The 13,057-nt window shown below is 72.3% G+C and carries 11 protein-coding genes and 1 pseudogene; all 12 read right to left on the minus strand.

What is annotated here, in order from left to right; genetic code table 11:
• Positions 1-9 precede the first annotated feature (9 nt).
• Complete coding sequence (locus HJG43_07215) at positions 10-1,059, minus strand: isopenicillin N synthase family oxygenase (GenBank protein ID UER54362.1); 1,050 nt, start codon at positions 1,057-1,059, stop codon at positions 10-12.
• Positions 1,056-2,176, minus strand: a pseudogene (add, locus tag HJG43_07220) (adenosine deaminase). The gene HJG43_07215 and the pseudogene add overlap by 4 nt, the downstream one beginning before the upstream one ends.
• Positions 2,173-3,012, minus strand: a complete 840-nt coding sequence (locus HJG43_07225) for an ABC transporter permease subunit (protein ID UER54363.1) — start codon at positions 3,010-3,012, stop codon at positions 2,173-2,175. Before HJG43_07225 ends, add begins: the two are co-directional and overlap by 4 nt.
• Positions 3,009-3,800 (minus strand): ABC transporter permease subunit, encoded by a 792-nt coding sequence (locus tag HJG43_07230; GenBank protein ID UER54364.1) that lies wholly within the window; start codon positions 3,798-3,800, stop codon positions 3,009-3,011. The genes HJG43_07225 and HJG43_07230 overlap by 4 nt, the downstream gene beginning before the upstream one ends.
• Entirely contained in the window at positions 3,797-4,615 is an 819-nt protein-coding gene (locus HJG43_07235) for an ABC transporter ATP-binding protein (protein ID UER55797.1), read from the minus strand. Before HJG43_07235 ends, HJG43_07230 begins: the two co-directional genes overlap by 4 nt.
• A gap of 36 nt (positions 4,616-4,651) precedes the next feature.
• On the minus strand, positions 4,652-5,707 hold the full coding sequence (locus HJG43_07240; protein UER54365.1) for an ABC transporter substrate-binding protein: 1,056 nt from the start codon (positions 5,705-5,707) through the stop codon (positions 4,652-4,654).
• A gap of 174 nt (positions 5,708-5,881) precedes the next feature.
• Complete coding sequence (locus tag HJG43_07245) at positions 5,882-6,358, minus strand: nucleoside deaminase (GenBank protein UER54366.1); 477 nt, start codon at positions 6,356-6,358, stop codon at positions 5,882-5,884.
• Positions 6,355-8,997 carry a molybdopterin-dependent oxidoreductase gene (locus HJG43_07250; GenBank protein ID UER54367.1) on the minus strand — a complete coding sequence of 881 codons (2,643 nt, stop codon included), beginning with the start codon at positions 8,995-8,997 and terminating at the stop codon, positions 6,355-6,357. Before HJG43_07250 ends, HJG43_07245 begins: the two co-directional genes overlap by 4 nt.
• Complete coding sequence (locus HJG43_07255) at positions 8,994-9,803, minus strand: FAD-binding molybdopterin dehydrogenase (GenBank protein ID UER54368.1); 810 nt, start codon at positions 9,801-9,803, stop codon at positions 8,994-8,996. The genes HJG43_07250 and HJG43_07255 overlap by 4 nt, the downstream gene beginning before the upstream one ends.
• Positions 9,803-10,618 carry a MurR/RpiR family transcriptional regulator gene (locus HJG43_07260; protein ID UER54369.1) on the minus strand — a complete coding sequence of 272 codons (816 nt, stop codon included), beginning with the start codon at positions 10,616-10,618 and terminating at the stop codon, positions 9,803-9,805. Before HJG43_07260 ends, HJG43_07255 begins: the two co-directional genes overlap by 1 nt.
• Positions 10,615-11,856, minus strand: coding sequence for an allantoate amidohydrolase (locus HJG43_07265; protein ID UER54370.1), 1,242 nt, complete (start codon positions 11,854-11,856; stop codon positions 10,615-10,617). The genes HJG43_07260 and HJG43_07265 overlap by 4 nt, the downstream gene beginning before the upstream one ends.
• On the minus strand, positions 11,853-13,031 hold the full coding sequence (locus HJG43_07270) for an alanine--glyoxylate aminotransferase family protein (GenBank protein UER55798.1): 1,179 nt from the start codon (positions 13,029-13,031) through the stop codon (positions 11,853-11,855). The genes HJG43_07265 and HJG43_07270 overlap by 4 nt, the downstream gene beginning before the upstream one ends.
• Positions 13,032-13,057: the final 26 nt, after the last annotated feature.

Here is a 13,057-nt window from a genome sequence, read left to right on the forward strand (position 1 = left end):
AGGGCGAGCTCATGTCGGCCGTGCAGCCAGGACGCGCGCCGCCTCCCGCTCCGCCTCGGTGTTGGCGACACCGGCCCGCGAGCCGGCCAGCTTCGCCCGGATGTGCTCACCGACGGTGACGGGCGGGTACGCCGACGTCCCGTCGGCGTCCAGGCAGGTCCGCAGCGTCTCGATGACGGCGTCGATGTTGCCGTCGTGGAAGAACGCGGCGGAGCGCCGGCGCTCGATGCGCCCGTCGACGACCGGTGGCTTCACCCGGTGCAGGGTCGACATCCACCGTTCGTTGGTCCACCGCGCCATGAGGTCGCCAAGGTTGATCAGCAATGCGCCGTCAGTGGGCATGACGTCGTGCCAGGCGCCCTCGTGGTCAAGGACCTGCAGGCCCTTCACCTGGTCGGCCCAGAGCACGGTGACGATGCCGTAGTCGGTGTGCTCGCTCATCCCGGTGAGGTCACCGTCGAGCGGCACCTCACCGGGCGGCAGGGCGTAGTTGTTCATCCGTAGCACGTCGAGGCTGTGGTCGGTGTACTGCTCGAAGAAGCCGCTCGGCAGGCCCAGCGCGTCGGCGAACATGGTCGTCAGGGTGCGCGCCACCCGGGTTGCCTCGCTGAAGTAGGCGGCCACCGCCTCACGGAAGCCGTCGGCCTCGTCGGGCCAGACGTTCTCGGCGTACTCGACGACGGGCAGGTCGAGGCCTGGGTAGTCGCTGCGGGCGGCGCCGACGTTAAAGGCCTCGAAGAAGTCCTGCATCCGGCTGGAGGGCGCTAGCCCCAGGCTGAGGCTCAGCGACTCGGTCCTCGGCGGGGTGTACCCGCGGTTGATCTCCGGCCGGGTCCGATAGCTCTTCTTCACCTCCAGGGGCAGATCGAAGAAGGAGTCGAGTGCGTCGCCGAGGGCGTCGGTGACCGAGGTCGGGATGCCGTGGCCGAGCACCTGGACGAAGCCGACGGTGCGGGCGGCGTCGTCGAAGGCGCGGCAGACGGCGGCCCGGGCCTGCGCGGTGCCGGCAGGGTCGACGTACGCGGAGATGTCGACGACCGGCACGGTGAACTCGTTCACGGGGCCTCCTGGGGAGTGGGCGAGTGGTCCGGGCCAGGTGCGTCAGGGGCGGCGGCCACCATCGCAGCGGCCCGGCGGCGCAGGTCCGCCTTGCCGGCCTCGTCGAGCCAGCAGGCGTCGATGGCGTTGGCGGTGAAGGCAGCCAGCTGGTCGCGGCGGTAGCCGAGTGCGTGCGCGAGCACCCTGAAGTCGTGCGTGGGATCGGTGCCGAACATCGGCGGGTCGTCGGAGTCGATCGTTACGCACAGCCCGGCGTCGACCATCTGGCGGATCCGGGTGTGCGTGCCGTCCCCGCTGCCGGAGTAGCGGCCGATGTCCGAGCTGACCGGCGTGCAGGTGAACGGGACCCGCTCGGCCGCGCACCGGGACGTGATCTCCGGGTCATCGACGACGTGGTAACCGTGGTCGATCCGGCTGCAGCCGAGCTCGTCCAGCAGGGTCAGCACGTGCCCAGGAGGACCGGACTCGGAATGAGCCGTCCGGCCCAGACCGCGCGGCCGGCGAGCCGGTAGGCCTCGACGAACCGTCTGGGCGGGCCGTTGACCTCTGCGTAGTCCAGCCCGATGCCGACCACCTCGTCGACGCGCTGCTCGATCACCTGCTGAACGAGCTCGACTGCCTCGGCGCCGCTGCGCTCCCGGTTGATGGCCACCACGAGGCGAGCGTCGATGCAGGTGTCGGTGCGGGCGTCGCGCACGCCGGCCACAACGCCCTCGAGAATCCGTGAGTACGGAACCTCGGGATGGCCTGGCGGGCTGAGGTGGATCTCGCGGTAGAGGACGTTGTGCGCTGCACCGCCCGCGGTCAGGGACTCATAGGTCACCCGGTGGAAGTCGTCGACGTCACGGATGACCGAGCCGACGACGTCGAGCACCCGGAGGAACTCGCCGAGGTCCTCGTAGCTGGCGTGGTCGTAGAGGTCCTCGGCATCACGTCCGAGCGGTACTCCGTGCTTGGTGGCAAGCTCGACGACGGTCCTGGGCGCTGCCGTGCCGATGAGGTGGCAGTGCAGGCTCACCTTGGGCAGGGCCGCCACCATGGCGTCCACGACCGGGTCGGCCGGCACGGGACGGGAGTGCCGTGGGCGTCCGGGCGGGCGGCGCGTGGACTCCGTCATGCCCGGTCCGACTGTCCGAAGCGGCTGAGCACGGCTGCCTCGACGAGCTGGGCGAGGAGGTAGAGCAGCAGCGACACCAGCGTGACGACGACGACGAGCGCCCACACCTTGCTGATCTGCGACCGAGCCGCGGCGGAGACCACCGCGTACCCGATGCCCTTGCCGGTGGCCAGCCACTCGGCCAGCAGTGCGCCGGTCATCGACCCGGGCACGGCGATGCGGACCGACGCGAACAACGCCGGTAGCGCGGACGGGAAGGCCACCTTCCTCAGCACCGTCATCGGGTTCCCGCCGTAGACGAGGACGAGATCGCGCATCTGCGGGCTGGCCGACCGCAGCCCGGCGACGATGTTGACCAGCGCTGGGAAGAGCACCACCACCGCGCTCATGACGGCGACGATCACGTAACCGCGGCCCACGAGCAGGATGAGCATCGGCGCCAGCGCGATCAGTGGAACGGTCTGCAGGATGAGCGCGACCGGCATGACGGCGCTCTCCGCGGCACGGAACCGCACGACCGCGATCGCCAGCGTCACGGCGACCAGCATGCCGGCGGTGAAGCCGATGCCCGCGTCGAGCAGGGTGCGGCCGAGCAGCCCGGCGATCTCGGTCCGCAGCGCGGGGGCGTCCTCGTCAACGAACAGGATGTCGAGGACGTCCAGCGGGCCCTTGCCGACGTAGGTCGAGACGTCGAAAGCCCACAGGGCCCCCACCCACAGGGCCACGACGACGGCCAGGACCAGCATCATCGTGCCGACCGTCCGCAGCGTGGACGACAGCAGCGGGTGTCGGGCCGGCTTCTCGGTCGGACGGGAGACCAGCAGGTCGGCGCTCATGCAGTGCCCTGGGACCACGGGGTGACGACCCGTCCGAGCAGGGCGAACAGCCCGTAGAAGGCACCGGCTACCAGCGCGCAGCCCAGGCCGATCGCCCAGGCACCGTCGACGTCGACGTTCTGCTGCGCGATCTTGAGCGTCACGGCCACGCCGCGCTCCACGCCGCCGACGTACTCGCCGAGGATGGCGCCGAGAAAGGCGAGCGGCGCGGCCACACGGAGCGATGCCAGCACGGAGGGGAGCGCGGCCACCAGCCGCACCGTGGTCAGCTGCCGCACCGGCCCGCCGCCGAAGACCCGGACGACCTCCAGGCTGGCCACGTCCGCCGACCGCAGGCCGAGCACGGTGCCGACAACGGTGGTGAAGAACACCGACAGCGCCGCCAGGGCGGTCGCGGTGCCCGCCCGCTGCCCCTCCTCGGGGTTGCCGATGACGATGAACAGCACCGGGGCGATCGCCACCAGCGGTACGCAGTAGGTGATCACGGCCAGCTGCATGACCAGCGGCTCCAGCGCCGGCACCAGCAGGGTCACGGCGGCAAGCGCGATCGCCGCCACGGTGCCGTAGCCGAAGCCGACCGCGGCCTCCTGCAGGGTGATCCCGAAGTGGGTGGCGTAGAAGTCCCACCCCCGGCCGACGGCCGCGCCCACGACCTCGGCCGGAGAGGGGATGCGGGCGTCCGCGAGCACGGTCAGCACCAGCAGCCACCACACGGCCACCACGCTCAGCAGGCCCACCGCCCCGCGGGCGGCCGCGCGCACCGGCTCACGGGACGGCACGCCGTTCACCCCTCAACCGTCCCGCTGCCGAACAGCAGCTCGGAGGCGTGGTCGTGCAGGGCGTGGAACTCCGGTGTGCGCATGATCTCCGGGTTCCGGGGACGAGGCAGGTCCACGTCGATGACCTCCACGACCCGGCCCGGCCGTGCGCTCATCACCGCGACCTGGTCGGACAGGAAGACCGCCTCTGAGATCCCGTGGGTGACCATCAGCGTGGTGGCCGGCTTCTCGGTCCATATCCGCAAGAGCTCCACGTTCAGCCGCTGCCGGGTCATGTCGTCGAGGGCGCCGAACGGCTCGTCGAGCAGCAGCACCGACGGCTTGACCACCAGGGCGCGCGCGATGGAGACCCGCTGGCGCATCCCTCCGGACAGCTGCGCGGGCTTGGCCTTCTCGAACCCGGACAGTCCCACGAGCTGGATCAGCTCGGCCACCAAGGCCGCGTCGGGACGGGTGCCGGCGACCTCGAAGGGCAGTCGGATGTTCGCCTCGACCGAACGCCACGGCAGCAGGGCAGAGTCCTGGAAGGCGATGCCCAGGGCGTGCGCTCGGCGCAGGTCCAGCGGGGTGGTGCCGTCGACGAGCGCGGTGCCGCCGGTCGGCTGCTCGAGCCCGGCGAGGATCCGCAGGATCGTGGACTTACCGCAGCCTGAGGGGCCCAGCAGCGAGGAGAAGCTGCCCTGCGCGGTGTGCAGGGTGGCGTCCGCGAGCGCCGGTACCTGCTTGCGGCCGGATCCGAAGGTCTTGGTCAGGCCCTGGAGGTGGATGCCGGTGCCCCCCGTCTGCTGCGCCGCGGCAGACCGGGGGGCCTCGGCCTCGGAGATCGAGGTCACGATGAGCTCCTGTCCGGGTTGCGGCGGTCAGGCCGCGCTGGGTACCTCGACGAGCTCCGGCTTCTCCTCGAGCAGCTCCTCGAGGAGAGACAGGTCGAAGAGGTCGTCGGGGTCGGAGACGTCGATGCCGGCGGCGGCCAGGGTGGTCATGTTCTGGTCGATGAGCTCCTCGGAGATGGTCAGCAGCCCGTTCGACCTGACGTCGGGCGTGACGATCAGCGTGCTCTGCACCTCCGCCTGCTCGACCTCCTTCGCCATGTCGAGGTCCAGATCGGCCCCGTACTCCTCGACCGCGAGGCGAGCACCCTCCTGCGGGTCCCGCAGGTAGTCCTGCCAACCCAGGATCTCAGCCTCCAGGAACGCCTTCACCGTCCCAGGGTTCTCGGTGATCATCTCGTCGGTCGTGATGATGCTCTCGGCGACGAAGGGAAGGCCGTTGTCCGCGAAGGGCAGGTTGGTCACCTCGTAGCCGGCGGCCTGCACGGTGATCGACTCGTTGGTCAGGTAGGCCAGGAAGCCGTCGACCTCGCCGTCGATGAGTGGCGCCGGGTCGTACTCGACCGGCACCTTCTCCACGGAGGCTGGGTCGATGCCGTTGACCTCGAGCAGCGCGTCGAACAGCGTCTCGTTGCCGCCGGCCTGGACCCCGATCCGCTTGCCCACCAGGTCCTGGGGGGTGGCGATGTTCCCGCCGTCGGCCAGGGACAGGATGGTGAACGGGTTCTTCTGGAACTTCGTGCCGACGATCTTGAGTGGCGCGTCCTCCTCGGCGACCACCTGGGCGGTTGCCACAGCGTTGCTGAGGCCGAAGTCCGCCTCCCCACTGGCCACGAGCGTCTCGATCGGCCCCGGGCCGGGGTTCATGGTCACGTCCGAGAAGCCGACCGCGGTGTAGTGGCCGTTGCTGTCGGCGAAGTACTCGCCGGCGAACTCGGCGTTCTTGATCCAGGACAGCTGCAGCGTGAGCGGACCGAGGTCGCCGCCCCCGGCGGCGGCGTCGGTCTCGGCGGGGCCGCCGCACGCGGTGAGGGCGAGGGCGGCGCCAGTGATCACGGCGGCGGTGCGCAGGACGCGCTTGCTCATGGGGCTTCTCCTGGTCGGGAAGGGGCGGGCTCTCCTCGACGGCGGAGCGGTTTCCCGGCCCCATCGTCGTCCGTGCCGGAACGCTAGGAGAGGCGGGTTTCGCCGCAGGTGGAGGAGAGTTTCCGCGGTGTTAAAGAAACTCCGATCCCGGCCTGGAACGGCCGTTCCACCGGGTCAGTAGTCCACGCGCCGCGAGTTGTCCCGCCAGGCGGCGAACGGCGCCACCGCGGTTCCGAGCCGCAGCTCCTGCACCAGGGTGGGCCAGGAGAGAGGTGCGGCGGTGAGCAGGTCGTAGAAGGCCCGGTCGTCGAAACCGCAGTCGGCCGCGTCATGGCGGTTGGCGGCGAAAACGACCCGGTCCAGCCGCGCCCACAGCGCCGAGGTGGCGCACATCGGGCACGGCTCGCACGAGGCGTACATCGTGCAGCCGGCCAGCGAGAAGACGCCGAGCTCCCGGCAGGCCGCACGGATCGCGCTGACCTCGGCGTGGGCGGTCGGGTCCAGATCACGGGTCACCCGGTTGACGCCGGTCGCGAGGACCTCGTCGCCACGGACGACGACCGCCCCGAACGGCCCGCCGCCGGCGGCCACGTTCGCCGTGGCGAGGTCGACCGCCTGCTGCAACCACCTCTCGTCGGCAACGGTCGTCACGGGTTCCCTCCTCGGGTCAGGCGCCAGATCCGGTCCCTGCTCATCGGCAGCTCGTGGGGGCGGATGCCGACGGCGTCACGCACGGCGTTGGCGATCGCGGGTGCGACCGGGTTGTACGGGGCCTCGCTCATCGACTTGGCGCCGTGCGGGCCCAAGGCGTCGACGGTGTCCGCGACCAGGACCCGCGTCGTGGGCACGTCGCCCAGCCTCGGGGTGCGGTACGTGCGGAAGCCGCGCGTGCGCACCTCGCCGTCCACGACGACGACCTCCTCCTGCAACGCGGATCCGACCGCTTGCGCCACTCCGCCATCCACCTGGCCGCGCAGCTGCTCGGGGTTGAGCACCACCCCCGCGTCCACGGCCTGCACCGAGTCCAGGACTCGTACCTCGCCGCTGGCTGGGTGCACTGCGACCCGGACTGCGTGCACGTTGAAGGCCACCGACCGCCGGTCGCCGTCGCAGGTACCGCTGGCCACGATCGGGCCCTCCGTCGCGGGCAGGGCGGCCAAACCTCCAAGGGCCTCCAGCCGCCGGCGCACCTCGGCCGCGGCACGTTGCACGGCCAGCCCCGCGACAACCGACCCGGTGGAACCGAAGGCGCCGGAGTCGTAGCCGGAGGTGGCGGTGTCAGAGGCGATCAGCCGGACCCGGTCGGGGTCGAGCCCGAGTGTCTCGGCGACCAGCTGGGTGTGCACGGTCGCCGTCCCGTTGCCGAACTCCGCCGTGCCCACCGTGACGGTGGCGGTGCCGTCGGGGAAGAGGGCGATCTGCGCGTGCGAGTGGTGCCCGCGCGGCGGGATGGTGGCGATCATGGCCAGCGCCATGCCCTCACCGACGGCCCAACCCTCGGCCGGAGGGCAGGCCGGACGGGTACCGGCCAGCGCCGACTCGGCGAGGTCTAGGCACTGGTCGAGGCCGTAGCTGCCGAACTCCAGGTCGGGTGAGGGTGCTCCGTTGACGACGAGCGGGTCGCCGGGCACCACGACGTTGCGGCGGCGCAGCTCGAACGGCGTGATGCCGACCTCGCGAGCCAGCTCGTCCAACGCTGACTCGACACCGAAGACCACCTGACCGAGCCCGTAGCCGCGGAAGGCACCGCTCGGCGGGTTGTTCGTGTACACGGCCTCGGCGTCGACCCGCTTGGCGGGGCAGCGGTACACGGCCACGGACTCGTGCACACCGTGGAGCATGACCCCAGGGCCGTGGTTGCCGTACGCCCCGGTGTCGCTGAGCACCTCGACCCGCATCGCGGTGAGCCGGCCCGCCGTGTCGGCCCCCAGCTCCACGGTCACCCGCATCGGGTGGCGGAGCGGGATCGCGGTGAACTGCTCCTCGCGGGTCATCTCCAGCTGCACCGGACGCCGGTCGCCCCGCTCGGCGAGCCGCAGTGCCGCCAGCGCCACGACGTCCTCGACCAGGAGCTCCTGCTTGCCGCCGAAGCCGCCCCCCACCCGGGCCGCGACCACCCGCACCTGGTGCGGTGCACGGTCGAGGACCCGGGCCAGCTCGTCGCGGACCAGGAACGGCACCTGGGTGCTGGTGCGGACGACGAGCGTGCCGTCGTCGTCGACCCAGGCCCGGGCACCGTGCGCCTCCAGGGCGGCGTGGGCCACCCGGGCGGTGGTCCAGGTGCCTCGCACGGTGTGCGCGGCGGCGCTGAGCCCGGCGTCGACGTCGCCGACCTCGCCGTGCGTAGCGGCCACGAGGTTGCGCAGGGGGTCGGCGATCCGGGAAGCCGCCGGATCCTTGTCGGCGTGCAGCAGCGGCGCGCCCGGGGAGCGCGCCGCCTCGGGATCGAACACTGCCGGGAGCGACGCGTAGACCACCTCGACCAGCGCTGCGGCGTGCTGGGCGACAGCGACCGACTCGGCCACGACAGCCGCGACACGTTGGCCCCGGAACCGCACGACGTCATCCAGCAGCCTGGTGTCGTCCGGGTCGTCCAGCCGGTTCTCGTGCCGGGCGGTCGAGTACAGGACGTCCGGGGAGTCGTCCGGCGTCAGCACCAGCACGACGCCGGGCACCGACTCCGCGGCGGCGCAGTCGACTGAGACCACGCGGGCGTGCGCGTGCGGCGAACGGACCAGGGCCACGTGCAGCACCCCGGCATCCGGCAGGTCGAGGGTGAAGGCCTCGCGACCGCTGACCACCCGCGGAGCGGCCGGCGGGGCGACCGAGCAGCCGACGCCACCTCTGGTCGTCACATTCACCGTGCCCGCGAGCGCGTCGCGGATCGAGCGGTAGCCGGTGCACCGGCACAGGTTGCCCTTGAAGACCCGTTCCGGCTCGGCCACCTGCACGGTGCCGTCGTCGTCGGCGAGCGCGGTCGCGGTCACCACCCAGCCCGGTGTGCAGAACCCGCACTGGAACGCGCCGGCCTCGACGAATCGTCGTTGTACCGGCGAGAGCTCCTCGGGCGTCCCGAGCCCCGCCGCCGTCGTCACCTCCCGGCCGGCGGCGCGGGCAGCCGGCGTGATGCAGGAGGGCACCGGCACGCCGTCCAGCAGGACGGTGCACGCGCCGCAGTCGCCGGAGTCGCAGCCCTTCTTCACCGCTGTCCCGCCACAGGCGCGGATCCAGGTGCGCAGGCACTGCCCAGGTGCCGGCGCGCCGGGCACCTCCTCCCCATCAAGGATCATGCGGCTCCCTCCGCCAGCTCGGCGTGCACCTCGGCCGCCAGACGCACGGTCTGTGCGGCCCGCCAGTCCGTGGCGCCGTGCAGATCGGCGAACCACCCCACCGAGCCGCAGGCGTCGGCCACCGCACGACGTACCGCCGTCCCGGTCGCTGTGGTCGCGACCGCGAGCACGACTGGCCGCGGCACCGAAGCGGTCACGGTGAGCACGACGGACTCGGCGCTGCGTCGTCCGATGACCAGTGCAGCGGAACGGCCGTAGGTGGTGAGCGCGGCCCGGCGCACGGCGCTGGCCTGACGCAGAGCGGGCCCGGGCAGCTCCACGCAGCGGAGGACCTCACCCGGTCGCAGGTCCACGGCCCCGGCACCCCGCACGAAGTCCGTCACCGCTGCGTGCCGCTCCCCGCCGTCGGGCGTCAGCAGGACGACCTCGCCGGCCAGCGCGGCGGTCAAAGCGATCATGGCGCCGGCCGGTAGACCAAGGCACAGGTTGCCGCCTACGGTCGCGGCCGACTGCACCGTGAACGGCATCAGCAGTGCGTCGGCGCACTGCTCCGCCAGCGCCGAGGAAGGCCACGGTGCCGAGCGAACCTGCTCCACCGTGCACGTGGCGGCCAGCCGCAGCCCGCCGCCCGGTAACGCCTCCCAGGGCTCCCAGCGCATCGTCGTGAGGTCGACCAGGCCGGTGACCTCAGGTTGCGGCTCGGAGAACAGCCACGTCCCGCCGGCGAGCAGCCGCTCTCCGGGACGCAGGCGCAGGTCCCCCCGGTCGTGCGCGTCGCGGTAGGTCTCGACGCGGGCCAGGTCCATCACTCCACCTCGCCGAGGTGGGAGTAGATGTCGCTGATCGCCGAGATCCGGTCGCGACCGGCGCGGCCCGCACGGGCCAGAACGCCGTCGGCGAGCACGGCCACCACGCTCATCGCGGCGGCGTACGAGTCGTAGGCGAGCCTCCCCTGCACCGGACAGGGCAGCCACACCTGCGCGACGCCTGAGTGGCCAGCGGCGGTGGGGTCGGCCAGGAGGACCACGTCGGCGCCAGTTGCCGCGGCGGCGGCGAGAAAACTGGCGAACCCGGCGGGCCGGCGGCGGAAGCCAACGGCCAGCACGGCGTCCCCGCGGCCCAGGTCGGCGAGCTCCTCGCCGAGCACCTGACCCGGCACGGGCGCCAGGTGAACCCGGGGCCGGGCCTGCACCAGCTGCTCGCGCAGGTGCAGGGCCACCGGGTGACTGTTGCGCCAGCCGACGACCAGTACCTGACGGGCGTCGGCGAGCACCGCCACGGCCTCGGCCACGGCCGGCTCCAGCACCGCGGTGGCGACGGCGGTGGCCTCGTCGGAGACGTGTGTGGCCAGGTCTGGGGGCCCACTCACCCGTCGCGGCTCGCCGGCGGTGCGCAGCGACCGGAGGTGGTCGCGGACCTCGTCGAAGTCCGCGAAGCCGAGCGAGCGGAACAGCCGGCTCATCGTCGCCTTGGAGACCCCGGCCAGGGCGGCCAGCTCGGCGGCCCGGTAGGTGCCCAGGTCGTCCAGGTGCTCGAGAAGGGTCTCGGCGGCCCGCCGCTCCTGGGAGGTCAGCGTCGGGTGGCAGCGGGCGATCCGCTCGTCGATCCGGAGGCCGTTCACGTCCGCTCCTCGACCGTGGCAGCCACCCGGAGCACCGCCGCCTCGAGCGCGTCCAACCCCCGTGCGACGTCGATCTCACGGACGTCCTCGTCGGGGGCGTGGCTGATCCCGTCTGCGCAGCGGAGGAAGAGCATGCCGACGTCCGTGATCGCCGCCATCGCCATCGCGTCGTGCCCGGCCCGACTCCACAGTGCCATCGGCTGGTCCCTACCGTGGTCGTCGGTCGCGCCGATTCCCTCCACAACGGCCTGCTGCAGCCAGGGGGCGCAGGCCACCGCGGGGGCGCGATGGTTCTCCGCGACCTCCAACCGGAGCCCCCGGCGCGCGCAGATGCTCTCGATCTCGGTGCCCAGCACGTCCCACATGCCGTCGCGCTCGGCATCCGTCGCGGCGCGCAGGTCGAGGGTGAGGTCGGCCCGACCCGGGACGACGTTGACCGCGCCCGGGTGCACCTCCAGCCGGCCGACGGTGGCGATGCAGCCGTACGCCTGCGCCAGCCGCTCGACGGCGAGCACCGCCTCGCCCGCACCGGCCAGCGCGTCGCGGCGACGCTCGTACGGTGTGCTGCCGGCGTGCCGCGCCTCACCCAGCACCACGAGCCGGAACCGTCGCGCGCCCGCGATCGTGGTGACGTAGCCGAGCGACCGGTCGGCCGCCTCGAGACAGGTGCCCTGCTCGATGTGCGCCTCCAGGTAGCCGACGAGCTCGTCGGGCGTCCGGGTGGCCTCGCCGACCCGCGACGGGTCGAGCCCGAAGTCGACGAAGGCCCGGCGCAACGACACGCCCTCGGCGTCGCGCAGCTCCCACCACGCCGGGTCCCAGGTACCGGCCACGGCGCGGCTGCCGAGCAGTGCGGTGCCGAAACGAGTGCCCTCCTCGTCCCCGAACCCCACGACCTCCAGGGCAACCGGGAGGTCGGCGCCGCGGAGCCGTTCGGCCACGGCCACCGCCATGACGACACCCAGCATCCCGTCGTAGCTGCCGGCGTCGGGCACGGTGTCGAGGTGTGACCCGAGCACCAGGGCTGGCAGCCCCGGTGCCCGTCCTTCGCGGCGGCCCCACTGGTTGCCCGCCGGGTCCTGCCACGGGGTCAGCCCCGCCGCTGCCATCCACGACGCGGTGAGCCGGTTGGCGGCTGCGTGCTGCGGGGTGAGGTGGAAGCGCTCGAGGCGGTGGGGCCGGGCGGAGATCCGGTCCAGCTCTGCACAGCGAGCCAGGACGGTGGCGGCAGTGGTCATGCCTCGTACACCTCGAGGGCGGCGCCGACGCCACCACCGGCTGGCACGGGCACGCCGCAGCCGCGCAGTACCTGCTCGAGCGCGGCCAGCGTGGTGAGGACGGCGTCCCGCCGGGCGTTGTAGCCCATGGTCCCGATCCGCCAGACCCGCCCGTGCAGGGGGCCGAACGAGGTGCCGATCTCGATGCCGAAGTCCTCCAGCAGCGCTGTGCGGACGGTGTCCGCAGCGACACCGTCGGGGACACGGACGGCGACGACGTTGCTCATCTTGTGGGCCGGGTCGCCGAACGGCTCCAGGCCAAGTCCGAGGATGCCGATGAGCATCGCTCGCCCGTGGAGCTCGTGGCGGGCGATCGTGGCGTCGAGACCCTCCTCGACCAGCAGCCGGGCGCACTCCCGCGCGGCGTAGAGCATCGAGCTGGCCTCGGTGTGGTGGTTGAGCCGGCGCGGGCCCCAGTACGCCATGACCTGGGCAAGGTCGAGGTAGTTGCTGGCGATGCGGGTGCCGTGGTCGGTGTCACCGTGGTCGCGGATGCCGGCCTCCACGTGCGTGCGGGCCTCGATCAGCCCCGCTGCGGCGGTGGACAGGGTGATCGGCGCACTGCCCGGCGGGCCGCCGAGGCACTTCTGCAGACCGGCGCTGGCGACGTCCACGCCCCAGGCGTCGGTCTCGAAGGCGTTGCCGCCGAGCGAGGCGGTGGCGTCGCAGTAGAGCAGGACGCCGTGCCGGCGGCAGATCTCCCCGATGTCGGCGAGCGGCTGGCACATCGTGGTGGAGGTGTCGCCGTGGACGACGGCGACGAGCTTCGGACGGACCCTCAGCACCGCCTCCTCCACCGACTCTGGCGGCACCACCTCGCCCCAGGGCACCTCGACGGTGTGTACCGCCGCACCGCAGCGCTCGGCGATCTCCCGCAGCAGTGCGCCGAACCGCCCGAAGACCGGCACGAGCACTCGGTCCCCCGGTTCCAGCAGCGAGACGAGTGCTGCCTCGACGCCGGCGCGGGACGTGCCGTCGACGAGGAATGTCTGCTCGTTGTCGGTACGGAACACCTGGCGGTAGAGCGCCATCGCCTCGTCCATGGTCGCGGTCATGAACGGATCGAACTGTCCGACCAGCTGGGCCGACATCGCGCGCAGGACCCTGGGGTCGACGGTGACCGGTCCGGGACCCATGAGCAGCCGTGGGGGGACGTCCAGAC

The organism is Kineosporiaceae bacterium SCSIO 59966 (assembly GCA_020881835.1).
GTDB lineage: Bacteria > Actinomycetota > Actinomycetes > Actinomycetales > SCSIO-59966 > SCSIO-59966.

Bases quoted from the DNA above. Each gene is read 5' to 3' on its own strand.
- HJG43_07270 (UER55798.1), bottom strand. From the start codon at position 13,031: ATGGGTCCCGGACCGGTCACCGTCGACCCCAGGGTCCTGCGCGCGATG.
- HJG43_07225 (UER54363.1), bottom strand. From the start codon at position 3,012: ATGAGCGCCGACCTGCTGGTCTCCCGTCCGACCGAGAAGCCGGCCCGA.
- HJG43_07265 (UER54370.1), bottom strand. From the start codon at position 11,856: ATGACCACTGCCGCCACCGTCCTGGCTCGCTGTGCAGAGCTGGACCGG.
- HJG43_07255 (UER54368.1), bottom strand. From the start codon at position 9,803: ATGGACCTGGCCCGCGTCGAGACCTACCGCGACGCGCACGACCGGGGG.
- HJG43_07240 (UER54365.1), bottom strand. From the start codon at position 5,707: ATGAGCAAGCGCGTCCTGCGCACCGCCGCCGTGATCACTGGCGCCGCC.
- HJG43_07250 (UER54367.1), bottom strand. From the start codon at position 8,997: ATGATCCTTGATGGGGAGGAGGTGCCCGGCGCGCCGGCACCTGGGCAG.